Source organism: Labilithrix sp. (assembly GCA_019637155.1).
GTDB lineage: Bacteria > Myxococcota_A > Polyangia > Polyangiales > Polyangiaceae > Labilithrix.
Map to the genome: position 1 here is coordinate 461,753 of JAHBWE010000003.1, position 24,961 is coordinate 486,713.

At 71.4% G+C, this 24,961-nt stretch carries 20 protein-coding genes; 9 read left to right on the forward strand and 11 right to left on the reverse strand.

Annotated elements, in window-relative coordinates; all coding sequences use genetic code 11:
• Position 1: 1 nt before the first annotated feature.
• Positions 2–670, reverse strand: a complete 669-nt coding sequence (locus tag KF837_08295) for a hypothetical protein (protein ID MBX3227298.1) — start codon at positions 668–670, stop codon at positions 2–4.
• A gap of 138 nt (positions 671–808) precedes the next feature.
• On the opposite strand from KF837_08295, the gene KF837_08300 reads away from it, so the two are divergent.
• Genes KF837_08300 through KF837_08310 form a run of 3 tightly spaced genes read left to right on the forward strand, consistent with a single transcriptional unit; the run spans position 809 to position 3,676 of the window.
• Entirely contained in the window at positions 809–2,314 is a 1,506-nt protein-coding gene (locus KF837_08300) for an ABC transporter permease subunit (protein MBX3227299.1), read from the forward strand.
• A complete protein-coding gene (locus tag KF837_08305; GenBank protein MBX3227300.1) occupies positions 2,311–2,988 on the forward strand; it encodes an amino acid ABC transporter ATP-binding protein in 678 nt (225 codons plus the stop codon). Before KF837_08300 ends, KF837_08305 begins: the two co-directional genes overlap by 4 nt.
• A gap of 28 nt (positions 2,989–3,016) precedes the next feature.
• Entirely contained in the window at positions 3,017–3,676 is a 660-nt protein-coding gene (locus tag KF837_08310; protein ID MBX3227301.1) for a peroxiredoxin, read from the forward strand.
• Here KF837_08310 and KF837_08315 read toward each other — a convergent pair.
• Complete coding sequence (locus tag KF837_08315; GenBank protein MBX3227302.1) at positions 3,660–5,447, reverse strand: response regulator; 1,788 nt, start codon at positions 5,445–5,447, stop codon at positions 3,660–3,662. The genes KF837_08310 and KF837_08315 overlap by 17 nt on opposite strands.
• Positions 5,448–5,577: 130 nt before the next feature.
• Here KF837_08315 and KF837_08320 point away from each other — a divergent pair, with 130 nt between their 5' ends.
• Positions 5,578–9,621 (forward strand): protein kinase, encoded by a 4,044-nt coding sequence (locus tag KF837_08320; GenBank protein MBX3227303.1) that lies wholly within the window; start codon positions 5,578–5,580, stop codon positions 9,619–9,621.
• Positions 9,609–10,043, forward strand: coding sequence for a hypothetical protein (locus KF837_08325; GenBank protein ID MBX3227304.1), 435 nt, complete (start codon positions 9,609–9,611; stop codon positions 10,041–10,043). Before KF837_08320 ends, KF837_08325 begins: the two co-directional genes overlap by 13 nt.
• Before the next feature lie 59 nt (positions 10,044–10,102).
• Here the strand turns inward: KF837_08325 and KF837_08330 are convergent, their stop codons facing one another.
• Positions 10,103–10,675: a helix-turn-helix transcriptional regulator gene (locus tag KF837_08330; protein MBX3227305.1), complete on the reverse strand. Its 573-nt coding sequence runs from the start codon at positions 10,673–10,675 to the stop codon at positions 10,103–10,105.
• Positions 10,676–10,780: 105 nt separating this feature from the next.
• Here KF837_08330 and KF837_08335 point away from each other — a divergent pair, with 105 nt between their 5' ends.
• Complete coding sequence (locus KF837_08335) at positions 10,781–12,226, forward strand: NAD(P)/FAD-dependent oxidoreductase (GenBank protein MBX3227306.1); 1,446 nt, start codon at positions 10,781–10,783, stop codon at positions 12,224–12,226.
• On the opposite strand, the gene KF837_08340 is transcribed toward KF837_08335, so the two are convergent.
• Positions 12,163–13,695, reverse strand: coding sequence for a mechanosensitive ion channel (locus KF837_08340; protein MBX3227307.1), 1,533 nt, complete (start codon positions 13,693–13,695; stop codon positions 12,163–12,165). The two genes, KF837_08335 and KF837_08340, sit on opposite strands and share 64 nt — an antisense overlap.
• A 3-nt stretch (positions 13,696–13,698) precedes the next feature.
• Positions 13,699–14,358 carry a hypothetical protein gene (locus KF837_08345; GenBank protein MBX3227308.1) on the reverse strand — a complete coding sequence of 220 codons (660 nt, stop codon included), beginning with the start codon at positions 14,356–14,358 and terminating at the stop codon, positions 13,699–13,701.
• Positions 14,359–14,568: 210 nt separating this feature from the next.
• Between KF837_08345 and KF837_08350 the strand changes: the two genes are divergently transcribed.
• The gene (locus tag KF837_08350; protein ID MBX3227309.1) at positions 14,569–15,351 is read left to right on the forward strand and encodes a hypothetical protein; all 783 of its coding nucleotides are present in this window, start codon (positions 14,569–14,571) and stop codon (positions 15,349–15,351) included.
• A 447-nt stretch (positions 15,352–15,798) separates the two neighbouring features.
• On the opposite strand, the gene KF837_08355 is transcribed toward KF837_08350, so the two are convergent.
• Genes KF837_08355 through KF837_08380 form a run of 6 tightly spaced genes read right to left on the reverse strand, consistent with a single transcriptional unit; the run spans position 15,799 to position 23,423 of the window.
• A complete protein-coding gene (locus KF837_08355; protein ID MBX3227310.1) occupies positions 15,799–18,576 on the reverse strand; it encodes a tetratricopeptide repeat protein in 2,778 nt (925 codons plus the stop codon).
• 21 nt (positions 18,577–18,597) lie between these two features.
• Positions 18,598–19,614, reverse strand: a complete 1,017-nt coding sequence (locus tag KF837_08360) for an NnrU family protein (GenBank protein ID MBX3227311.1) — start codon at positions 19,612–19,614, stop codon at positions 18,598–18,600.
• A 1-nt stretch (position 19,615) separates the two neighbouring features.
• Positions 19,616–20,743, reverse strand: a complete 1,128-nt coding sequence (locus KF837_08365; protein ID MBX3227312.1) for a penicillin-insensitive murein endopeptidase — start codon at positions 20,741–20,743, stop codon at positions 19,616–19,618.
• Positions 20,744–20,790: 47 nt separating this feature from the next.
• The gene (locus tag KF837_08370; GenBank protein ID MBX3227313.1) at positions 20,791–21,786 is read right to left on the reverse strand and encodes a DUF2891 domain-containing protein; all 996 of its coding nucleotides are present in this window, start codon (positions 21,784–21,786) and stop codon (positions 20,791–20,793) included.
• A 6-nt stretch (positions 21,787–21,792) separates the two neighbouring features.
• The gene (locus KF837_08375) at positions 21,793–22,725 is read right to left on the reverse strand and encodes a DUF979 domain-containing protein (protein MBX3227314.1); all 933 of its coding nucleotides are present in this window, start codon (positions 22,723–22,725) and stop codon (positions 21,793–21,795) included.
• A complete protein-coding gene (locus KF837_08380) occupies positions 22,722–23,423 on the reverse strand; it encodes a DUF969 domain-containing protein (protein MBX3227315.1) in 702 nt (233 codons plus the stop codon). Before KF837_08380 ends, KF837_08375 begins: the two co-directional genes overlap by 4 nt.
• Before the next feature lie 132 nt (positions 23,424–23,555).
• Between KF837_08380 and KF837_08385 the strand changes: the two genes are divergently transcribed.
• Positions 23,556–23,915, forward strand: coding sequence for a hypothetical protein (locus tag KF837_08385; GenBank protein ID MBX3227316.1), 360 nt, complete (start codon positions 23,556–23,558; stop codon positions 23,913–23,915).
• A gap of 87 nt (positions 23,916–24,002) precedes the next feature.
• Complete coding sequence (locus KF837_08390) at positions 24,003–24,959, forward strand: hypothetical protein (protein ID MBX3227317.1); 957 nt, start codon at positions 24,003–24,005, stop codon at positions 24,957–24,959.
• The last annotated feature ends 2 nt before the right edge of the window (positions 24,960–24,961 follow it).

A 24,961-nucleotide genomic window follows, 5' to 3' on the forward strand; every position in this document is an offset into this window, starting at 1 on the left:
ATCATCGACCCCATTCGAAGCGGAGACCAACCATCCCGCCGTTGAGCCATGAATGTTCGTAGAGGCGCGGGATGACCTGGAGACACACCCGCGTCGTCGGATCGAGCCGGCGACATCCCTCGAGCTCGGCCTGCACGAGGAACGTCATCGTGAGCGTGTTCTCGAGCTCGTGGACCTCCGAGCCCGCCGCGACGGAGCCGTCGACGGAGATGAAGCTCACGCCGGTGCGGAGCGCCGCCTCGAACATGTAGCGCCGGTGCTTCCAGCGCCGACCGATGCCGGGCAAGAGGAAGTCCGCGCGGCGCGTGGTCCAGTCGCGCGTGCGCGCGATCGAGCCGTCGAGCGACGTCACCGTCGTCGGGTACGAGCCGACCGCCCAGAAGAAGTTGCCGCCCAGAGTGGGGATCTTCCACCGATCGTCGAGGACGATGTCGACGTCGAGCTGGAAGCCGACGAGCGCGCGAGCGCCGCGCGACTTGATGCTGTTCTCGCCGACGTCGCGCGAGCTCGTGCTGATCTTCTCGGTGTCGAACGCGGGGGTCTCGCGGAGCCAGCCGCCCGCCATCGTGGCGCCGAGCTGAACGTCCCAGTCGGCGCGCAGAGGTCGTGACACGCCGACGACCGCGAACGCAGTCGCAAGGCCGACGCCGATCCCCTTCCGAGCTGCCACGAGCTTTCACACTAGGGCGCGCCGGTCGTTCGTGCAGGCCGAATTTGCACGACCGCGACGAATCGGTGGGGGCTGCAACGGGGGTGTGAAGGAGGATTCATACCCGACGAGGAGGGCCCGCGTCGTAGCATCCGCGCGGTGCGGCTCCGAGCGCTCGCCTTCCTCCTCGTCGTCGCCGTCGCGTGTTTGCTCGCGTGCAACGGAAGCGAGCGCGCGACCGGCGGCCTCGCGCGCGTGAAGGCCGCGGGCGTGCTCCGGTGGGGCGGCGACGTCCAGGGCGGCGAGCCCTACGTGTACGACGATCCCGACGAGCCGGGCCACCTCGTCGGCTTCGAGGTCGAGATCGCCGACGCGATCGCGAAGGAGCTCGGCGTGCGCGCGGAGCTCGTGCAAAACGACTGGGCGAACCTCGTGCCCTCGCTCGAGCGCGGCACCTTCGACGTCGTCATGAACGGGCTCGAGGTGACGGAGAGCCGCGTCGGCCGCGTCCTCTTCACGCGCCCGTACTACGCGTTCGCCGAGCGCTTGATGGTGCGCGCCGACGACACGTCGATGCGGCCGGAGCTCGCCTCGCTCCACGGCAAGAAGGTCGGCACCCTCGCGAACAGCCTCGCGTGGGAGATGCTCCGCGGCACCGCGGAGGTGGTCCCTTACGAAGGCGTGGAGGAGCCCTACGCGGACCTCGTCAGCGGTCGCACCGACGCGGTGCTCCTCGACGACATCATCGCGACGCGCTACGGCGAGCCGAAGCCGGAGCTGAAGGTCCTCGGCGATCTCCGCGAGGGCTACTACTCGATCGCGCTCCGCCCCGCCGACGCGGACCTCAAGGCGGCGATCGACGACGCGATCGGCAAGATCGCGGCGCGCGGCGAGCTCCAGGCGATCCTCGAGCGGAGCCGCCTCTGGAACGAGCGCCAGCCCAAGCTCCGTATGTGGTCGCCGGACGATCAGGCGAAGATGATCGGCGCGCCGCCCGCGCCGCCGCCGATGGGCCGCGGTCACGTCGTCCTCTTCTTGAAGGGCGCCGGCGTCACGCTCTTCGTCTCCACCCTCGCGATGGGGATCGCGATCCCGCTCGGGCTGCTCCTCGCGCTCGGGCGGATGTTCGGCGGACGCACCGCCGCGCGCCTCGCCTCCGCGTACGTCGAGGTCTATCGCGGCACGCCGGTGCTGTTGCAGCTCTACCTCCTCTATTACGGCCTCGCGCCGGTGCTGAAGCTCGGCGCGATCGAGGCCGCCGTCATCGGCCTCGGCATGAACTACGCGGCCTACGAGGCGGAGGTGTACCGCGCCGGCATGCAGGCGGTGCCGAAGGCGCAGCTCGAAGCCGCCCTCGCGCTCGGCATGTCGACGCGGCTCGCGCTCCGCCGCGTCGTCGTCCCGCAGGCGCTCCGCCACGCGATCCCGAACGTGACGAACGACTTCATCGCGCTCTTGAAGGACAGCTCGCTCGTGAGCGTCATCACCGTCGTCGAGCTCACGAAGCAGATGACGATCACCGCCGTCGACGTGCGCTCGTGGATCGGACCCGGCCTCCTCTGCGCCGGCCTCTACTTCGCGATGAGCTTCCCGCTCGGCGTGATCTCGCGGCGCCTCGAGAAGAAGCTCGAGGGCGAGCGCGAAGCGGAGGCGCACGCGACGTGATCTCGATCAAGACCCTACAGAAGTCCTTCGACGGGCGGACGATCCTGGGCGGGATCAGCCTCTCCTTCGAGAAGGGCAAGGTCACCACGATGGTGGGGCCCTCCGGCGGCGGGAAGTCGACGCTCCTTCGCTGCGTCAACGGGCTCGAGACGTTCGACGCGGGCGCGATCGACGTCGGCGGCCTGACGTTGACCCCCGGCGCGACGGACCGCGCGCTGCTCCGCGCGGTGCGGCTGAAGGCGGGGATGGTGTTCCAGCACTACGGCCTCTTCTCGCACATGACCGCGCTCAGGAACGTGATGGAAGCGCCGACCCACGTGAAGAAGGTGCCGGTCGAGGAGGCGCGCGAACAGGCGCTCGCGCTGCTCGAGCGCGTCGGCCTCTCGCATCGCAAGGACGCCTTCCCGCGCGAGCTCTCCGGCGGCGAGCAGCAGCGCGTCGCGATCGCGCGCGCCCTCGCGATGGAGCCGGAGGCGCTCCTCCTCGACGAGCCGACGAGCGCGCTCGATCCCGAGCGGAAGATCGAGGTCGTCACCGTGCTCCGCGACCTCGCGAAAGCGGGGGCGACGATGGTGATCGTCACCCACGAGCTCGCCGTCGTCCGCGATTTCGCCGATCGCGTCGTCACCCTCCGCAACGGCGCCATCGTTGACGACATCCATCCGCAGAAGTAGACGTACGTCCGTTAAAGGAGAGAAGCCTATGTCCCTGCGCATCAACGACACCGCTCCGAACTTCAAGGCCAAGACCACCCAGGGCGAGATCGACTTCCACGAGTGGATCGGCGACGGCTACGCGATCCTCTTCTCGCACCCGAAGGACTTCACGCCGGTCTGTACGACCGAGCTCGGCTACATGGCGAAGCTCGAGCCGGAGTTCAAGAAGAGGAACACGAAGATCATCGGCCTCTCGGTCGACCCCGTCGACGACCACGCGAAGTGGGCGGCCGACATCGAGGAGACGCAAGGCGCGAAGGTCAACTACCCGCTGATCGGCGACAGCGATCTCGCGGTCGCGAAGCTCTACAACATGCTGCCGGCCGAAGAGGCGGGCACGTCGCAGGGCCGCACCGCCGCGACGAACGCGACCGTGCGCACCGTGTTCGTCATCGGCCCGGACAAGAAGATCAAGCTGCAGCTCACCTACCCGATGACGACGGGCCGCAACTTCGACGAGATCCTCCGCGTCCTCGAGTCGATCCAGCTCACCGCGAAGCACAAGGTCGCGACGCCGGTGAACTGGAAGAACGGCGACGACGTCATCATCGCGGGATCGGTGAGCGACGACGAGGCGAAGAAGCTCTACCCCGAGGGCTTCAAGCAGCCGAAGCCGTACCTCCGCATCGTCAAGCAGCCCCAGTAAGGGCCGGCCGCTCCAGCGCCGCGCGGACCTTCTCCGCGAGCTCGGCGGGGGTGAACGGCTTCTGCAAGTAGGCCACGGCGTCCATCACGACGCCGTGGCGGACGACGTTGTCGTCGTTGTAGCCGGACATGAAGAGCACCTTGAGCGACGGGCGCGCGCCGGTGAGACGGCGCGCGAGCTCGGCGCCGCCCATCTGCGGCATCACCACGTCGGTGAGGAGGAGGTCTACCTCGGTCGCGTCACGCGCGAGCGCCTCGAGCGGGCTCTTCGCCTCGACGACGCGATGGCCCTGCCGCTCGAGCGCGCGGCGCGTGACGGCGCGCACCTGGTCGTCGTCCTCGACGAGGAGGACGGTCGCGCGCGCGGCCGGCGCGATCGCGGGCGGCGCGGCGGCGGCGACGGAGGGCCTCTGCCGGCGCGTGCGCGGGAGGACGATCTCGAACCTCGTGCCCGCGCCCGGCGCGCTCGCGACGTGGATCGTCCCGCCCGCCTGATCGACGAACGCGTGCGCGGTGGAGAGGCCGAGGCCGGTCCCCTTCCCTTGCTCCTTCGTCGTGAAGAACGGCTCGAACACGCGCGCGGTCGTCGCCGCGTCCATGCCGCAGCCGGTGTCGGTCACCGACACGACGAGCGCGTCTGTCCCGCGCTCGGCGAGCCCGATCGTGAGCTTGCCGCCGGTCGGCATCGCGTCGCGCGCGTTGACGACGAGGTTCATCAGCACCTGCTCGAAGCCGCTGCGATCGACGCGAACGAGCGGCGCCTCGCGGAGGGCGGCGGCGGCGCAGACGAGCTCGACGTCCTCGCCGACGACGCGCGCGAGCATCTTCTCCATCCCCTCGAGGAGCGCGGCGAGATCGACGACGACCGGCTGGAAGAGGTGGTGGCGGCTGAAGACGAGGAGCTGCCGCGTGAGCTCCGCCGCGCGACGGCCGGCGGTCATCACCTCCTCGACGTCTTCCCTCACGTCCGGCAGGTCGGCGACGCGCTCGAGCAGCGTGTCGCCGTAGCCGAGGATGACGGAGAGCATGTTGTTGAAGTCGTGCGCGACGCCGCCCGCGAGGCGGCCGACCGCCTCCATCTTCTGCGACTGGCGCAGCTGCGCGAGGAGCGCCTCGTATCGCTGCTCGGCGTCGCGCCACGCGGTGATGTCCGTCGCCGTCACGAGGGCGCCGCCGTCGAGGATCGGCGTCGACTCGAGCAGCGCGAGGCAGCGCGCGCCGTTCGAGCGCACGAGGTGGACCTTCGTGGCGCCGCGCGGGAAGACGGCGAGGCGCTCCTTCATCGCGGCGTGATCGTCCGGCGCGACGAGCTCGAGGACGTGACGCCCGGCGACGGCGGACGGCGCGTAGCCGAGCATCTCGGCCATCCGCGCGTTCACCGACCTCGTCGCGCCGTTCGCGTCGAGGATCCAGACGCCGACGTTCTCGCTCTCGACCGCCCAGCGGAAGAGCGCACGATGGTCCGGCCGCACGCGCGCGAGGACGAGATCGAGGCGCGCGAGCTCTTCGGGAGCGACGACGTCCGCCGCGCCCGCGCGGATTACCGCGACGATCTCCGCCGCCGCGACGCCCGGCGGCGCGACGACCACACACGTCGCCACCGGCGCGAGCTGGCTGAGCCGTGGGCGCGCGCTCCACGCGAGGAGGACGACGTCCCACCCGCCGGCGACGAGGGCGCGCAGCTCATCCGCGCGCGGCGGAAGCACGACGACGTCCGCGCTCGCGAGCTGCGCCCGCGCCGCTGCCGCAACTTCGCCGTCTTCCTCGTCCACGACGACTACGCGCACACGTCCGCCCTGCTCCCTGCCCCAGGGCTCACTCTAGCCGGATTGGAGCCGAACGACGATCCGTCATCGCGCCGCGGGCCCCGCCGGGCCGATCTCCGGTATGATTACCGGCAGGTTGGAGCCGGGGTTCGTCGTCGCCGAGCGCTTCGAGATCGAGCGTCGAGTCAGCGCGGGCGGGATGTCCGCCGTGTTCCGCGCGATCGACCGCCAGAGCGGCGGGGTCGTCGCGGTGAAGATCCTCTACGGGCGCGACGAGGGGGAGCACCGGGAGCGGCTCTACCGCGAGGCGCGCGTCCTCGAGAAGCTCAGTCATCCCGGCATCGTCCGCTACGTCGCCCACGGCGAGATCGACGGCGACAAGCCTTACCTCGCGATGGAGTGGATCACGGGCGAGACCCTCGGCAAGCGGCTCGCGCGGACGGGTCTCACCATGGGCGAGAGCGTCCGCATGGTCACCCGCATCGCGGAGACGCTCGCGACCGCGCACGCCAAGGGCATCATCCATCGCGACATCAAGCCGGGGAACCTCATCCTCCGCGAGAGCAACGTCGACGATCCGACCCTCATCGACTTCGGCATCGCGCGGATGGGGCTCGGCGCCTCGTCGATCACGAACACTGGCGTCATGCTCGGCACGCTCGGGTACATGGCGCCGGAGCAGGCGCGCGGGACCAAGCAGCTCGACGCGCGCGCCGACGTGTTCGCGCTCGGGGCGGTGCTGTTCAAGTGCCTCACCGGCTTGCCGGCGTTCGCGGGCGAAGACGAAATCGCGATCCTCGCGAAGATGCTCTTCGAGACGCCGCCGCGCGTGCGCGACCTGAAGAAGGACGTCCCCGAGGCGCTCGAGGAGATCATCGGGCGGATGCTCTCGCGCGATCCGCTCCAGCGGCCGGCCGACGGCGGCATCGTCGCGGCGGAGCTCGCGGCGCTGGGGGCGCTCGACGTCGTCGGCTCCTACTCCGCGCGCGCGACGTCGACCCACGGCGACGTCATCACGCGCGGCGAGCAGCGGCTCGTCAGCGTCGTCGCGGTCGCGGCGGGGGCGTACATCGACAGCGAAGAGTCGACGATCAACGACGGCCAGTGGCAAGGGCTCAAGTCGCTCTCCACCACGCTGCGCTCCGCGATCGTGCCGTTCGGCGCGCACCTCGAGGCGCTCGCGAGCGGCATGATCGTCGTCACGTTGCCGGGGCGGCACAGCGCGACGGACCAGGCGACGCGGGCGGCGCGGTGCGTGCTCGCGATGCGCGCGGCGGCGCCGCATGCGCCGATGGTGCTCGCGACCGGGCGCGCCGTCATCGCGGACCGCGTGCCGATCGGCGACGCGATCGACCGCGCGGTGCGGATGCTGCAGCAGCACGAGAACGACGACGCGGAGAGCGGGGTCACGAACAACCGGAAGCTCCCGATCCACGTCGACGAGGTGACGGCGGGCCTCCTCGACACGCGCTTCATCACGCGCGCGGCGAGCGACGGGAGCGGGCTCGAGCTCGTGGGAGAGCAGGCGCCGGTCGACGCGGGGCGGATGCTGCTCGGCAAGCCCACGCCCTGCGTCGGGCGCGAGCGCGAGATCGTCATGCTCGAGGGCGTCTTCGCCGAGTGCGTGGCCGACGACGTCGCGCGCGCGGTGCTGGTGACGGCGCCGGCCGGGGTCGGGAAATCGCGGCTCCGCTACGAGCTCCTCCGGACCTTGCGCCACCGCGGCGCGCCGCACGAGGTGTGGACGAGCCGCGGCGACCCGATGCGCGCGGGCTCGCCGTTCGGCATGCTCTCGCAGATCATCCGCGCCGCCGCCGACGCGCAGGACGGCGAGCCGCCGCGCGTGCAGCGCGAGAAGATCCGCGCGCGCGTGGCGCGGACGGTGCCGCAGCGCGATCTCGTCCGCGTCACCCAGTTCCTCGCCGAGACGCTCGGCATCTCGATGCCGGAGGAGGACGACGTCCAGCTCCGCGCGGCGCGCCACGACCCCGTCCTCATGGGCGACCAGATGCGGCGCGCGTTCGAGGACTGGCTCGCGGCGGAGACGCGCGCGCAGCCGGTGCTCATCGTGCTCGAGGACCTCCACTGGGGCGACCTCCCGAGCGTGAAGTTCGTCGACTCCGCGCTCCGCGCGCTCCACGACCGGCCGCTCATGGTGCTCACCCTCGCGCGGCCCGAGGTGAAGGACCTCTTCCCCGATCTGTTCGCGGAGCGCGGCGTGCAGGAGATGCGCCTCAAGGAGCTGTCGAAGAAGGCGAGCGAGAAGCTCGTGCGCCAGGTCCTCGGCGAGCAGCTCTCCGATGATCAGGTATCGCAGATCGTCCAGTCCGCCGGTGGTAATGCCTTTTATCTCGAAGAGCTGATTCGCTCTCATTCGGTCGGCGTCGGCATCGACCGGGACGTTCCGCCGATATCGGCCCACGCCGGACGCCGCTCGATCTTGCCCGTCGTCGTCCCCGAGACCGTATTGACGATGGTGCAGGCCCGCCTCGAGGCGCTCGAGCCGGAGGCGCGCCGCGTGCTCCGCGCCGCGAGCGTGTTCGGGCAGACGTTCTGGCGCGGCGGCGTCGTCGCGCTCCTCGCCGGCGCGAACGCGGACGCCGTCCCGCCCGGGATGAGGCCGTCGGCGGGCGAGAACGAGGGCGCGCAGGTCGGCGCGTGGCTCGACGAGCTCGCGGTCCGCGAGATCGTCACCCGGCGCGAGAGCACCAAGTTCAAGGGCGAGCTCGAGTACCACTTCCGCCACGCGTTCGTCGCCGAGGCGGCGTACAGCATGCTCACCGACAAGGACCGCGTCCTCGGGCACAAGCTCGCCGCGCACTGGCTCGAGAAGAACGGCGAGAGCGAGGCGGTCGTCCTCGCGGAGCACCTCGAGCGCGGCGGGGAGCCGAAGCGCGCGATCACGTTCTACCGGCGCGCGGCCGCGCAGGCGCTCGAGGGCAACGACCTCGAGGCGTGCCTCGCGCGCGCCGATCGCGGCGTCGCGTGCGGGGCGGAGGGCGAGGTGCTCGGCCGCCTCTTGCTCCGCAAGTCCGAGGCGCATCGCTGGCGCGGCGAGAACCAGAAGGGCATGGAGTGCGCCCAGCGCGCGCTCGAGCTCCTCCCCCGCTCCGGCCGGCGCTGGTTCCTCGCCGCGGGCGAGGCGGTCGAGGCCGCGGCGCGCCTCGGCGACGAGAGCGAGCTCCATCGCTCCGTCGACGAGCTGTGCGACGTGAGCTCGGCCGGCACCCTCACCGCCCCGCACCTCGTCGCGCTCACGCGCGCGGCGTGCGTGCTCATGGCGGCGGGGAACTACCCGTCGGCGGACGACCTGCTCCGCACGATCGACGCGGCCTACGAGAACACCCGGCGCGGGGGCGCGCCGGACGATCCCCTCGCCGCCGCGCACGTCTATCGCACGCGCGCGTATCGGGCATTGGTCTCCGGCGACACCGGATCGGCGCTCTCGATGTTCAACGTCGCGATTGCCAACTACGAGCAAGCCGGCGACACGCGCGCGGCGTGCCGCCACCTCGTCAGCGCGGCGGCGGCGTGCATCGAGCTCGGCTCCTACCGCGAGGCGGAGCGCGCGCTCGTCGACGCGCTCGCGTCGGCGCAGCACATGGGGCTATCGGGCGTGAGCGCCTCGGTGTGGCATCACCAGGGAATGCTCCAGGCGCGCCTCGGCGACGCGCGCGCCGCGCTCGGGCTCGCCGACTCGGCGATCGAGGCGTTCGTCGCGCAGGGCGATCGCCGGATGGAGGCGGCGGCCCGCCTCTATCGCGGGTATTTCCTCACGCTCGCGGACGACCTCGACCGCGCCGAGCGCGAGGTGAGCCTCGCCCTCGACACGGCGGGCGCCTCGCCGCCGCTCCACGCCTACGGCCTCGCGATCCTCGCGAGCGTCTTCCTCCAGTACGGCCGCGCCGACAAGGCCGACGCGTGCGCGCGCGAGGCGCTCACGCTCCTCGACTCGCTCGGCGGGGTCGAGGAGGGCGAGGCGTTCATCCGCCTCACCTACGCGGAGGCGCGCGAAGCGGCGGGCGACATGTCCGGCGCGCGCGAGGCGATCGCGACCGCGCGCGTCCGCATCCTCGAGCGCACGGCGATGATCCAGGACGCGGCGTGGAAGGACACCTTCGTGCAACAGGTCCGCGAGAACGTGCGGACGTTGGAGCTCTACCGCGCATGGCGGGTCTGACCGATCTCCCGCCGCTCGGCGACGACGAGCTCGCCACGCTCTTCTGGGGCGCGAAGCTCCCGGCGCCGGAGTGGACGCACGCCGCCCACCTCCGGATGGCGTGGCTCACCCTCGCGCAGCACCCGATCGACGAGTCGCACGTGCTCCTCCGCGTCGGCATCATCCGCCTCAACGCCTTCCACGGCCTCATCGAGACCCCACAGCGCGGCTACCACGAGACGCTGACACGCGTATGGCTCACCCTCGTCGACGCAGCACGCAAGGCCGACGCCGGCGCGGGCTCGCGCGCGTTCCTCGAGCTCCACCCTGCCGCCCTCACACGCGAGGCGCCTCTCCGCCACTACTCCCGCGAGCGCCTCTTCTCGGTCCACGCGAGGGCGTGCTTCGTCGATCCGGACCTCGAGCCTCTTCCGCTCGTCTAGGGTCGGGGCTCACGCGGCTGGGGCCCGGCGGACGGCTCGGGGCGGCGCGGCCCGGCGGCTCAGCGCGAGCGCTGTGGCTTCGCCGAGGGGCGGCGGTAGGTCAGGACGGCGCGGAGGAGGTGGCTCGCGGTCTCGCGTAGGTCGGCGAGGCGGTGTTGCGGGCCGCGCTCGACCTGGGCGAGCAGGAGCTCGTCGACGCCGCCGACGATCGCGGTCGCGAGCGGCGCCGAGATCGCCCCGACCTCGGGGTGGCGCTTGCGCGCGTGGTCGACGAAGGCGCGGAGCTGGGTCGCGAAGGCCTCGTGGACCTCGCGGCGCATGCGGAGCGCGCGTGGGCCCGCCGCCGCCATCTCGACGAGGCACGCGCGCGTGAGCGCCGGCGTCGACTCGAGCGCGGTCACGTACGCGTCGATGACGGCGTCGACCTGCGCCGGCCACGCCGCGCCCGCGTGGAGCTCGAACGCATGCGCCATCGCCGCTTGCATGCGTGTCGTCGCGTCCTTGTAGGTCGCGAGGAGGCAGGCCTCCTTGTCCGCGAAGTGCTCGTAGAACGTGCGCTTCGAGACGCGCGCCTTCGCGACGATGTCCGCGATCGTCGCGAGGGCATAGCCCTTCTCCGCGAGCGCGAGCACGAACCCTTCCAAGATCCGCGCCTTCGCCTCATCCGAATCCGAAGCTTGGACTTGCATCTTCGGTACTGTCTGGTACCACAGATTGGTACTGGACGGTACCAAAACATGACCGACTTCGACGTGATCATCGTGGGCGCCGGGCTCTCCGGCATCGGGGCGGGCTACCGGCTGAAGACGGAGTGTCCCACGAAGACGTTCGCGATCCTCGAGGCGCGCGGCTCGATCGGCGGCACCTGGGACCTCTTCCGCTACCCCGGCATCCGGTCGGACTCGGACATGTTCACGCTCGGCTACCCCTTCCACCCGTGGAAGGAGGCGAAGGCGATCGCCGACGGTCCGTCGATCCTCTCCTACATCAAGGAGACCTCGACGAAGTTCGGTATCGACCCGCACGTCCGGTTCCACCACAAGATCCTCGAGGCGTCGTGGTCCTCGGACGCGCAGCGCTGGACGCTCGTGGCCGAGGTCGGCGACGGAGAGACGAAGGAGCGGAAGACCTACCGCTGCAAGTTCCTTTATCTCTGCGCCGGCTATTACAGCTACGACAAGGCGCACGCCCCCGTCTTCGAAGGCGCGGACACGTTCGGGGGGAAGATCGTCCACCCGCAGTGGTGGCCGGAGGACCTCGATTACTCGAACAAGCGAGTCGTCGTGATCGGCAGTGGCGCCACGGCGGTCACCCTCGTCCCTGCCCTCGCCGAGAAGGCGGCCCACGTGACGATGCTGCAGCGCTCGCCCTCGTACATCGCGTCGCTCCCGGCCGAAGACGCGATCGGGAACGCGATCCGCAAGGTGCTCCCCGAGCAGGCCGCTCACAGCATCGTTCGCACGAAGAACATGCTGATGAACCTCGGTTTTTACCAGTTTTGCCGGCGGCATCCGAAGCTCGCGAGCAGGCTATTGCGAAAAGAGGTGGCGAAGCTCCTCCCGAAGGACTTCCCCGCCGAGCACTTCACTCCCCGCTACGACCCGTGGGATCAGCGCCTCTGCCTCGTGCCCGACGCCGACCTCTTTCACCCCATCCGCGCCGGCAAGGCCGACGTCGTCACCGACACGATCGAGCGCTTCACGCCAAAAGGCATTTTGCTGAAGTCGGGTAAGGAGCTCGCCGCCGACGTCATCGTCACCGCCACCGGCCTCCGCATCCAGGCCGTCGGCGGCGTGAAGTTCGAAGTCGACGGCCGCGCGATCGAGCCGAAAGACGTCCTCGTCTACAAGGGGCTCATGCTGAGCGGCATTCCGAACCTCGCGTGGTGCGTCGGCTACACGAACGCCTCCTGGACGCTCCGCGCCGACCTCACCTCGCGCTACGTGTGCCGGCTCCTCAACCTGATGGACAAGAAGGGTCATCGCGTCGCGGTCCCGCGCGCCTCCGCCGGCGACGTCGAGCGGCGCCCGCTCCTCGACCTCACCTCCGGCTACGTCGCGCGCGCGGCGAGCGACCTCCCGAAGCAGGGCAGCAAGGCGCCCTGGTATTTGCGCCAAAACTACGTGCTCGACTTCGTGACCATGACGTTCGGGCCCGTCGACGACTCGATCTCCTTCTCCTGATCGACGCGCAGGCGCGGGAGGTGACGGCCTCCCTCGTACTCTTGGAGCCACGTGACGAGCTTCTCGCGGACGGTCGCCCGGAGCGCGAAGGCGTCGGACGGGCTCGCGGTCGAGACGAGCACGCGCACCTCGATCGTCCGCTCGCGCGCGTCGGTGAGGTGCACCACCTTCACGCGCTTGTCCCATTTGGGCTCGTCCTCGAGGATCCGGTCGAGCTCGGCGCGGACCTCGGCGATCGGGAGGGTCCAGTTGGCGTGCACGAACACGGCGCCGATCAGCCCGGAGGACACCTTGGTCAGGTTCTGGAACGGCTGCTCGAGGATGCGCGTGATCGGGATCACGATGCGGCGCTCGTCCCAGACCTTGAGCACGGCGTACGTGAGCGTGATCTCCTCCACCGTGCCGTACTCGCCCTCGATGACGACGGTGTCGCCGATGCGGATCGGCTGCGTCGCGGAGAGCTGGATCCCCGCGAGGACCGAGCCGATCGTCCGCTGCGCGGCGAGGCCGAGGACGACGCCGGCGACGCCCGCGGACGCGAGGAGCGACACGCCGGCGCTGCGCACGGAGTCGAACTGCATGAGCACGAGCGATCCGCCGACGACGAGGATGACGATGCTCGCCACGCGGCGGAGGAGGCGGACCTGGGTCTGGACCCCGCGCGCGGCGAGGATCTGGCTCGGCGGCCCCTCGGCCTCCATCTCCATCGTCCGGCGCTCGAGCGAGCGCGCGACGACGCCGACGAGGCGCAGCGCCATCCAGATCCCGGCGCACATCGCGAGCGAGAGCAGCACGTGGAAGTTGATCGTCCGGAGCCACGAGGGGAGCGCGAGCGCCGACGTCATCGGCACGAGCGCGCCGCACGCGAGCGCGAGGCGGAGCGGCCCGTGGGAGCTCTCGGAGAGCTCGTTGTCCCAGCGGAACGAGGTCGCTTGCGCGAGCGGGCGGGCGAGCCGGCGGAGGAGCCACGCGCCGACGCGACCGAGGACGATCGCGAGGACGATCGCGAGGGGGAGGCCGATCGCCTGCCACGCCTCGACGCCCACGACCTTCGAGGTCCGCAGCGACGCCGGGACGTGCGTCTCGAGCCACGACGGCCCGCGCTCTTCGTACACCGCGGGGACGCGCGCGAGCGTCTCGGCGGAGAACGCCCAGCGCGGCGGGTTCGTGCGGGTCCGCTCGAGGACGATCGGGAACTCGCCGCCGGCGACGCGGACGACGCCGATCCGCTCGATGTTGTCGCCGTCCTCCGGCGTCCCCTTCGGATCGTCGGAGATCGCGTCGATGTTCACCCACGAGCGGCGCTCGAGGAGGTACTCGAGCTGCTGCGCGCGCTCGATCGCTTGCTCCTTGTTCCGTGCGCCGGAGGCAGGACCGAGGAGCGCGCTCGCGGTCTTCCAGTCTTCACGCTGCGCGGCGTCGAGGAACGAAGCGACGAAGCGTCGCGGCGTGGTCGTGTCGTCGGCCATGAGCTACCACGCGTACCCCATCGCGAGGCCGCCGTACCATTTCTGTTCGCCGAGACGCGACGGACAGCCGCTCGGCAGCGTGGACGTGCAGCGATCGCTCTCGTCGTTGAGCACGCGCGCGTAGCCGCCGAAGAGGCGAAGTGCAACAGCGCCGGAGATGCGAAGCTCGACGTTGGGCTCGAGCTGCCCCCAGAACACGAGCGGCCAGGAGCGCGTCGTCTTCGCAGCGATGCCGCAGCCGGCGCTCTGGCACTGCTCGTCCTGCTTGAACTGGTACTCGTACGGGCCGAGCGTGAACGGGAACCCCATGCCGACCGCGAACCAGCGGTTCAGCGGAAGGCGGAGGCGCGGCATGAACGACGCGCGCCATCCGCCGTCGGGCGAGAAGCCTCCGCCGGTGCCGAGGACGAGGTACTTGATCGGCGCATATTCGAGCGAGAGGGCGGCGATGCCGAGCGGGCTGCCCGGCGCGCCGACGACGGCGCTGACCGCGCGCGGCCGCGTGGTCCACGAATCGGGCTGGGGCGCCGACTCCACCCCTTTGTCCTTCGAGAGTGACAGGTCGGGCGCGAGCCGCGGCACCGGCAACGCGGGCGCGTCGTCCGCGCGAGCCTCCCCCGCCGCCCCGAGAAACACGAGCCCCAGCGTCGCCACCCAACGCATGTGGGCTACTGTAACTCACGGATAGAAAAGTCCAATCCTCGCGGACGAGCCGCCGGCTCACCGCTTGCAGCATCGAAGGGCATGCGTACCCCGCCGCGTCCCGACACGCAGGAATTCAAGGCTTCGGAAGCGCCGGGTGGATCGGCGGCGCCCAAGCGGGATCCCTCCTATCCGGATCGCGCGCGGATCGACAGCGATGTGCGAGCGTTCATGCGCCCGGCGAGCACGCCCTGGATCGTCTTCGATCGCGACAGCGCCGTCGACGCGGCTCCCATCTCGTTCGCCGCGAAGGCCGCGATGCGCGCCGGCGTCGCGTTCATGAGCAACCCGGATCTGAACGACGCGCCGACCGCGCCGGCGGTTCCCGCCGCGATGGCGCAGCTCGCGCTCCCGGCCTCGTCGGCCGCCGCGCGCCTCGCCGAGACGAACGCGATGTTCCCCGCGTCGGTGCCGGCGCAGCGCACGAACGACGTCGAGCCGAGCAGCCTCATCGTCGCGAGGGACGTCCTCGAGGAGCCGAGCGCGGAGCCGCAGCTCTTCGTCACGCCGAAGCGCGGCGGCCTCAAGCTCGCGATCGCCGCCGCGGCGTTCATGGGCATCGCCGCAGGCGGCACCGCCGCCTTCGTTCACTCCACCGACGCGCCCGCGCCCGCTTCGGCGCAGGCCGCGACGCCGGAGGTCGAGCAAGTGGTGGTCGCGCCCGCACCCGCCGAGACGCAAGCGGCTCCCGCGGAGCCCGCGCCTGCACCCGCGGTCGCGCCGACCGAGATCGTCGGCGAGCACGCGACCGATCCGAAGAAGCGCTGGGGCACGCTGACGATCAAACCCGACGCGAAGACCAAGACCGTCTGGTTCGACGGCAAGCGCATGCTCGGCGCCGGCAAGCGCTCCTTCATGGTCTACTGCGGAATGCACACGATCGCGGTGAACGACAAGACCGACCAGAAGGACATGGAAGTCCCCTGCAACGGCGAGCTCGTCATCGGCAAATAGCCTACTCGGATGTAGGGGGAGGCAGAGGGGGAAGCACCATGCAGCTCACGGAGGGCGGCGATGTGCCGTCGATACCGCAGCGACCGATCAGGCACCGCAGCGGAGCACACACGTCGCCCTCGACACACACGCCCTTGTCCCACCAGTCGGGGACCATATACCGAACACACTCTCCCGAGACGCACGAGAGCGTGTCCGTACATTCGACCGGAGGCGTGCGAAAGTACACCGAGTGAATGGGACCGGAATCGCCCGCATCCAGCGCCCCAGCCTCGTCCGGCCTGCCGCCGTCGCTGGCAGCCGCGTCCATAGACTCATCCTTCGCGCGAGCACGCTCGTCGCCACACGCGACCAGACTCACTCCGCTGAGGAACAGAACTGAGGGCAAGCGCATCATCCGACTCACGGTCGTCTATCGGCGTCGCTCGCGCCAATCAAATTCATCGGTCAGCGACGCGCGCCGGCGTCGGCGGCGCGGCTTTCGAGCTTTTCGAAGATGGCGTCGGCGCGTTCGGTGAATTGGGTGGCTTCGCGGGCGGTGACGGGGTCGGTGTGGAAGTCGGGGCTGGCGCGGAGGAGGGCGGCGTAGAGACGGCAGCTCCGCGCGAGCTCCACGTCGTTGCCGATTTCCTCGAAGATCCAGACCGACTGGAGGAGGTGGCCGCGCGCCGCCAGGACGCCGTCGCCGCCGGCGGCGCCCATGATCTCGCCGAGGGAGCGGAGGGCGACGCCGAGCTGCACCTTCGCCTTCGTCTCGCGGAAGATCTCCACCGCGCGCTCGGCGTACTCCTGCGCGCGCGCGTACTCCCACATCGCGAGGTGCGCCTTGCCGAGGCCGCGCACCGCCTCGCCGAGGCCCGTCTTGTCGCCGAGCTCCTCCGTGATCGACTCGGCCTGCGCGAGGTAGTGGATCGCCTTCTGCGGATCGCCGAGGCGGTTGTACGTCTCGCCGAGGTTCGTGAGCACGAGCGCGATGCGGCCCTTGTCGCCCGTCTCCTTCGCGATCTCGTACGCCTCGAGGAAGAGCGACAGCGCGCGCTTGTCGTCCTTCTGATCCTGCGCGACGGTGCCGAGGTTGTTGAGCGAGATCGAGACGCCGACGAGGTCGCCGATCTCGCGGCGGATGCGGAGCGCCTGCTCGAACGCGTCGAGCGCGGCGGTGAACTGCCCCGCGTCCTGATGCACGAGGCCGAGGTTGTTGAGCGAGAGCGCGATCGAGCGGCGATCGCCGAGCTTGCGGCGGAGGCCGAGCGCGCGCTGCGTCGCGCCGAGCGCCTGCTCGTAGTCGCCGCGGAGCCAGAACAGCTTGCCGAGATCGTCGACCGTGCTCGCGATGCCGCGCTCGTCGCCCGCAGCTTCGAAGAGCGCGAGGGCGGCCTCGAGGTGGCCCTTCGCGTCGTCGAGGCGACCCGTGTCGCGATAGAGGCGGCCGATGCGGCCGTGCGCGGCGCCGCCCTTCGCGGGGAGATCGAGGCGATAGGCGCGGACGAGCATCTCGGTGTAGCAGTCGTGCGCCTCGTCGGCGCGGCCGAGGAGCTGGAGGACGTCGCCGTAGTGATGGAGCGAGCGGAGCTGCTCCGACGCGCCCGCCTCCGCGCCGTCGCGGAGGAGGCCGAGGCCCTTGCCGTAGTACTCGGCCGCGCGGCCGTACGCGTAGCGATCGCGCGCGAGGTGGGCGGCGTCGAGATAGGTGGAGGCCGCTTGCTGGTAGAGGCCCGCCTCCTCTTGATGGTGGGCGAGCATGCCCATGTATTCTTCATGCGTTCGGACGTTCGGCTTGAAGGAGAGCCAGTCCGCGATGGAGCGATGGAGGCGGCGCGCCTGCGCGCGCGGGAGCAGCTTCAGCAGCGTCTCGCGCTCGAGGTTGTGCTTGAAGACCATCTCCTCGTCGTCGGGGAACGTGCCGTCCGGCAGCGAGAGGATGTAGTCGCGCTCCTTCAGCTCCGCGAGCATCGCGCGGATGTGCGCGACGTCGGCCTTCGCGTCCTCCGCGCTCCAGACGTCGGGGACCGGCGTGTCGAGGCGCGCCATCGCGACGAGGCCGCCGAGCCAGAAGACGCTCCCCATCATCGCCGCCTGCTCGAGGAGGTCGCGCTCCTCCGGCGCGAGCGCGCCGATCCGCGCCTGGATCGCGTCCTCGACCGTGAGCGGGAGGCTCACCTGCGCGAGGCGATCGAGGTGGATCTGCCACGGCGAGTGCTCCTTGAACTGATCGGTCTCCTCGATCACGCGCATGTCGCGGAAGAGCGCGAGCATGCGCTCGAGGAGCGCGGGGTTGCCGGCCGCGAGCGAGGTCGCGGCCCCCACGAGCTCGTCCTTCCCCTCGACGTCGCCGCACGGCTCGAGGAGATCGTACATGACCTCCTCCGCCTCCTCCTCCGTGAGCGGAGAGAGCTCGATCAGGTCGTGCCGCTTCGCGCCGGGGCGCACCCAGTCGTCGCGACGCGCGACCATCTCCGGGCGCGCGATGCAGATCATGAGGATCGGGGCGTCGAGCGTGTCGAGGAGACGGCCGAGGAGATCGAGCGACTCGTCGTGCGCGAACTGCAGGTCGTCGAACACGAGGACGCACGGCGCGCGCGGCGCCTTCGGCTCGCCCGGGATCTCGATCTCGATCTGGATCTCGCGATCGGTGTCGCGCACCGGCGCGGCGGCGGGGAGCGACGACGACGAGGGCTGCTCGCCGACGCTGACCTTCTGCCCCGCCCAGCCGTCGGCCTCGAGGAAGCGCTTGATGACCGCGCGGCGGAGGAGGCGCATCTGGCTCGCGTCCTTGCGCACCGCCTGGATGAGCGGCGAGTCCATGAACTCGAGCTCCAGGATCTGCCCGAGGAAGAAGCACACGTCGCCGACCTTGCGGTCCTCGAGGACCTCGGCGACCTGCGCCCGCACCTGCGCCTTCGCGACCTCGGGCTCCATACCCTCGACGATGCCGAAGCGGGCGCGGAGCACGCGCGCGAAGACGTCGTAGGCGCCGCCGCCCTCGCGCGCCGATCCGCGGAACACGCGCGGCGCGCCGACGGGCAGCTTGCGCTGGCGCGAGAGGAAGTCGCGGACGAGGCGCGTCTTGCCGATGCCGGCCGGCCCGACGATCGTGACCGCGCGGCCGCGCTTCTCGTCGCGCACCGCGGCGAGGGCCGCCTCGAGCGCGGCCAGCTCCTCCGCGCGGCCGACGAGCGGCGTGCGGCGGTCCACAGCGGCAAACCCGGCCGGGGCCATGCTCATGCGACGAAGATCATACGCGACTCAAGGCACGGGAGAGGCGCCGATCACGTGCGGATGAGCGAAGAAAAAGGCGAGATAGACGAAGGCCGCGATCGCGACGCGTATGACGCCGATCTCGGAAGGGACGAGCTTCGCGCGGCCGCCTGCGATCGCGGCGAACGGCACGACCGACGTCTGCGCCGCGTAGGCGTCCCAGTCCGCGCCCTGCGTCGCCTTCCGCCGCGCGTCGATGTGGAGCATGCCGCCGAGCGCGAGGACCAGGATCGCGGCGGCGACGATGACGACGTGGAGCTCGCCGTTCGTCGCGAGGTGCGAGAGCGCCCAGAGCGCGAAGCCCCAGAGCGCGGGGTGCCGCGTGACGGCGAGGATCCCCTTCGGCCGCGCGCCCTTCGTCGTGCCTTCTTGGCCGGCCGCGGTCGGATTGCGGATCGAGTAGCCGGCGACGAGGAGCAAGGTCGCGATCGGCATCGTCAGGACCGGCGCCCAGCGCGTCCACCGCGGCGGCGACCAGAGCTCGACGTACGGCGCCGTGCGGTAGAAATAGAGCATCGCCGCGAAGGCCCCGAGCGCGAGGAGCGAGTAGACCACGCCGAAGCCCTTCGCCTTGAGCGCCGCGATCAGCTGCGTGCGCACGGGGATCGAGGACAGCGCGAAGTGGAGGAGCACGAACGCCGCCGCCGCGCTCGCGAGCGGGAAGACGGAGCCGCCGCGGATCGGCGCGCTCGTGAACGCGGTGGGGTCTTGCAGCGCGAGGGCCATCGCGTGGACCTCGTCGTCGGTGACGTCGGCGCGCGGCATCGTCCCGGCGCGGTAGCCGGCGACGACCTCGGCGTCCGGCTCGCGGATCGAGCGCGCGAGGTAGGCCTCGTCGACGACGACCTCGCGGACGTCGCCGCCGGAGGCGACGGGGCGCTTACGGCCCCAGAGAGCCTTGAACGTCGGACCCGTGCGCGCGGTCCCGTCGACGGAGTGGCAGGTGAGGCAGCCCTTGTCGCGAAGGAGGGTTACGCCTCGCTGCGCATCCGTCGGCGACGGCATCTCAGCGGTTCTCGAAGACGCCGTCCGGATCGTCGATCGGCGGGAGCGGCTCCAGGCTGTCCGTCTTGCCGTCGGTCTTCGGCTCCGGATTCGGCTCGGCGCCGGGGAGGAGCTTCGGGATCAGGACCGAGTCGAGGCCCGGGATCGACGGCGCGAGGCTCGGGACGAAGTCGTTCTTGCTCTCGGCTTCTTCCGGTTTCGGCTCCGGCCTCCGGGCCGGCGGCGGCGGGGGAGTCGGCTTCGCCGGCGCGCGCGCGGGCGACTTCGGCTTTGCGTTCTTCGTATTGGCCAATGCGGAGTGGCTGCCACGGTGGTGGTGCGGGAGCGGGATCTCGACGCATTTGTCGCGCGCGAGCTCGGTCGAGCCGGGCGGGCACGCGACGCGGACGTGGAAATGGTCGTCGTGCGGGAGGGAGCCGCGCGGTTGGGCCATCAGCTGCGCCGCCAAATTGCGAATACGCTCCGGCGCGCCGATCTTCTCGGCATATTGGAGGAGCCGCGCGCGGATCGGCGAGGCGACGAAGATGTGCGTCACGTGCGCGTGCGGATCGCTCACGAAGGTGCTGACGAGCTGCCAGTTCTTGGCGTCGTCGAACTGGGCGCCGGGCCAGGTGGCGGCCGTGCCGTCGCCTTTGAACTGGACGAAGTGATCGGCATAAATCGTCTTGCCGCGCTGGTTGCGGACGTAGAAGCCGACGTCGGCGTCGCGGCCGCTCTCGTGCGACGCGTGGCGGTTGATCTCTCCCCCGCCCGGCCGCGAGAGGTGCCCGATCGACATCTGCGCGTCGGGGTACTGCTTGTGCACGATGCGCGCCGCGCGATCGAGCATGTTCACGAGCGCCTCGAGGCCCCAGCGCGCGTCGCCCGGCACGTAGGTCGGGACGACGCGGACGTGATCCGACTCGGAGAGCTTGGCGCCGCCGATGAGCTTCCCCTGCGTCGGCGAGCCGACGCTCTTCCCCGGCGAGGACGCCGGCTTCTCGCGATGCGCGACCGGCGCGACCTTCGCGCTGGGCTTCGCCGGCGCGTGGGCGCGCGCGGGCTGCTTTGGCGGAGGCGGCCCCGCGACGGCGGCGGGAGCGACGAAGAGACCGGCGAGCGCGAGGAGGTGGTGCGTACGGAAGGCCACGGTGATTCGAACCCATCACACCCGTACGCGCGGGGCCAAGATCGCGGCTAGGTCAGCGCGAGCACCGCGTACGTCGCGAGCCAGTGCTCGCCCGCGTAGTCCTCGGCGAGGTGCGGCAGGCTCACCGCGACGTGCGCTTCGGCCGCGGATTCCAGGCGTTCGGCGTGCCGCGGCGCCGCGCGCGCGAGGCCGCGGAGGCACCAGGCGCGGGAGAGGTTGAGGCCGTCGAGGTGCGCGATCTTCCCGTCGGTGCGGTCGCTCACCGTCGCCGGGGTGAACAGCGTCTTCGGCTCGCCGGCGGAGAGGCGCGGGAGGAAGCGATCGAGCCACGGCGCGAACGCGTCGCCGAGGACGTGGCGCATGCACTCGGCCTCGACGAGCGCCGGCGAGAGGAAGTCGTCGCCGCCGGGCTCCCACGCGGGGCAGTCGGCGTCGGCGCCGAACCACGCCGTCGCGCGCTCGACGAGGAGCGACGCGAGCGCGCCGTCGCCGGCGACGCGGGCCCAGTCGAGCGCGAGGACGATCGCGAAGGCGCTGTTCGCGTGCGTGCCGGCGCGGATCGGGTACGTCGCGCGCGGGAGGTGCTCGCGGAAGCGCGCGGCGAACGCTTCCTCGAGCGGGCCGAGCGCCGACGACCAGCGCCGCGCCTCGTCGGTCGTCCCGCGGCGCAGCTCGGCGCCGAGCGCGAGGAGCCACGCCCAACCGTACGGGCGCTCGAAGCCGCGGCTCGCCGGGCGCGCGAGGTAGTCGAGCTCGCCGCGCACGTTCTCCGGCGTGAAGTGGGCATTCACGGTGGCGCGGAGGCGCTCGGCGACGCCGGCGGGGAGCTCGTATTCGCGACAAAGCCTCGTCAATAGCCAATACGAATGAACGCATGAATGCCAATCGAAGCTACCGTAGAAGACCGGATGAAGCGCGCGCGGACCGCGGACGTCGCCCTCGCCGCTCATCACGTGGTCCAGCTTGTTTGGATATTCGCGCGTGACGTGGCCGAGCGCGATGTTCGCGAAGCGAGCGGCGAGGGCGGAGTCGAGCGTGGGCATTTGGATTCACCGGAAGACGAGGAGGTACATGAGGACGGTGTTGGCCCCGAGGAGCGCGAGCGCGGTCGGCGTCTGCGCGCGGATCACGCCGTTCTTGTCGGGCAGCTCGAGGAGCGCCGCGGGGACGAGGTTGAAATTGGCCGCCATCGGCGTCATCAGCGTGCCGCAGAAGCCGGAGAGCATGCCGATCGCGGCCATCACGGTGGGATCGCCGCCGAGGCGCCGGACGAGGATGGGGATTCCCACCGCGGAGGCCATGATCGGGAACGCGGCGAAGGCATTGCCCATCACGACCGTGAGCCCGGCCATCCCGGTCGTGAAGACGACGACGACGACGAGGCGCTGATCGAGCGGCACGACGCGGCCGAGGAGCTCCGCGAGGCGATCGCCGACGCCGGCGGCGGCGAAGAGCGCGCCGAGGACGGCGAGCATCTGCGGGATCACCGCCGCCCAGCCGATCATGTCGAGGAGGCGGCGCCCCTCGTGCACCGGCGCGGCCGCCGGCGGCCGGAACCACAGCAGCGCGACGGCGAGCGCGCCCAGCGCGGCGAGGGCGAGCGCGACGAGGGAGGCACTCACGGGATCGAGGAGCGGCTTCGCGCCGAACGTGAGGCCGAGCGTGAGCGCCGGCACGAGCAGCGCGGGGAGGAACAGGCGGCTCCCGCTCCGCTCCGCCGACCGGGCGCGCTCCTCGTTCGTGCTCGTCGCCGGCTGGCCGCGGTCGAGCCGGTTCAGGCCGCCGACGACGATCATCGTGATGACGAGGAGCCCGTTCGCGACGTCGGGGAGGTGGGAGCCGACGAGGAGCGTCGCCGCGTACGCGCCCCAGAAGAGCGCGGTCGTCCGGCGCTTCGGGTTCGTCGCGTCGCGCGCGTTGAGGAAGGCGACCGCGGCGAGGAAGAGCCCGACGACGACGTAGACGTGCTCGAGGCGGATCATGCGTCGTTCCTCCCTTCTCCCTCCGCTCCGGACCGGGCGATCGTGCGGTCGAGCCGCAGGAGGCGCGCGACGTGGATGACGAGCGCCGCGATCGCGGTGGGCACCGCCCACTTCGCGAGGTCGAGCGGCTCGACGTCGATCCCGTTCTGTTTGAGGAACCCCTTCATCAGCAGGATGGAGCCGATCGCGATGAAGATGTCCTCGCCGAAGAACAGCCCGATGTTGTCCGCGGCGGCGGCGTGGGCGCGGAGGTGGAAGCGCAGCGCGTCGCCGAGCGACCGGCCGCGCGCCGCGAGCTGCCGCTCCGCCGCGGCCTCGGCCATCGGCGCGACGAGCGGCCGGACCATCTGCGCGTGCCCGCCGAGCGCGGTCAGCCCGAGCGCCGCCGCGCACTGGCGCAAGACGAAGTAGGCGACGAGGACGCGCCCCGCCGTGGCGGCACGGATGGAGCGCACGAGCGTCTGCGCGCGCTCGCGGAGCCCGGCGCGCTCGAGCACGCCGACGAGCGGCAGCAGCAGCCACCCGACCGCCATGTAGCGGTTCGCGGTGAAGGCCTTGCCGATCGCGGCCACGATCGCGACGGGCTGCATCCCGCTCGCGAGGCTCGTGACCGCGATCGCGCCGAGCACGACGAGCAACGGATTGACCCGCCGCGCGAACCCGACCACGACCACGACGACGCCAAGCAGCGTGAGCATGCGGCGACGATATACGCGAACCGCCCGCCCCACGTACGCCCGCCGCCCGCGCGCGCACGTTCACGGCGCGGGCTCCGGCGGCGAGGTGCTCTGCGCGTGACTCGAACCGTTGGCGGGGCGTACGCTCGGGGTGTGAGCTCTGCGCGGGACTTGATCCTTCGGCGGCGGGCGCGTTTCGTTGCGGCGGCGCTCGCGGCGAGTGGGATCGCGGTCGCTGCGCCGGCGCGGGCGGAGGACGACGCCGGGGCGGACGCAGGCGACGAAGCTGGGGCTGGGGCCGGCGACGACAACGACAGCGACGACAGCGACGACGGCCCGGACAGCGGTGCGGGCGACGCGGGTGGCGATGGCGACGCGGAGCCGCTGCCGCAGGTTTGCCTCTGCGCCGCCGCGCCGGAGCGTACCGGCGGGCCCGCGGTGCCGCTCGTCCTCGGCGTCGCTCTCGCCGGGGCGGTCGTCGCTCGGCGGCGGCGCGGCGCGAAGGTGAAGTAGCCTCGACGACGAGGCGCCGCTCCGGCGCTCGCGCCCCCCCGCTCGTCGAGCCGGCGATGCGCGCGTGTTGGCGCACGTGGCGGGCGGTTGACCGGTCGTGCTCTCCAGCACGAGGCGCGCACGGAGCACGCTGCGACGCTCGTCGATCGTGGCTTCGTGACGGCATGCGTCGTGCCTGGCGCGCGCCGCATGCTTCGCCACCTCTCCTTCGTGCTGCTCTTCGTCGTCGCCGCGTGTGCGCGCGGCGACGAGCCCACCGACGACACGCGCGGCGCCGTCGCGTCCACGTCCACGTCCACGTCCGCGTCCGCGTACGACGCGTGCATCGCGATCGAGTCGGCGCTCGTTCGCCGGCGCTATCGGTCGCTCTTCGGAGGCGCCGTCACCGCGCCGCCGGCCTCGGAGCTCGCGCAGGTCGAGTGCAGCGCGCTCCACGCCGAGGTCGCGCGCGGCCGCGTCGGCGTGAACGTCGACGCGCTCGCGCGATGCGTCGAGGAGATCGATCGCGAGGGCGCCGCGACCGACGGGAGCTGGACCTTCGATCCCAACGGCGCCTGCGCCGGCGTCTTCCGGCGGCGCGCGTCCGACGACGCGTGCAGCGTCAGCCTCGCCTGCGGCGCGGGCCGCTACTGCGACGGCGCGAGCGTCTTCTGTCCGGGAACGTGCCGCACGTTGCCGGCGCTGGGTGAGCCGTGCGGTCCGGGCTGGCAATGCGCGCACGGCGCCGCTTGCGGCTTCGCCCCCGACGGCCTGCGATGCTTCGCCCCGCCTCCCCGCCCCGTCCTCCCCGCCGCGCCGCTCGGCGCGCCGTGCGGCGGCGGCCTCGCCGAATGCGAGCCCGTCGCGCTCTGCGTCGCGGGGCGCTGCGAGCGCCGCCCTACCCTCGGCGAGGCGTGCGCCGGCGGCGGCGACTGCCTCACGGGCTTCTGCGACGGGGCGACGTGCGCGCCGTCGCGCCTCCCCGAGCAGCCGTGCGCCCACGCACGCGAATGCATCGAGGACACGCGCTGCGTCGAGGGCGCCTGCCGCCCGCGCTGCCGGTAGGC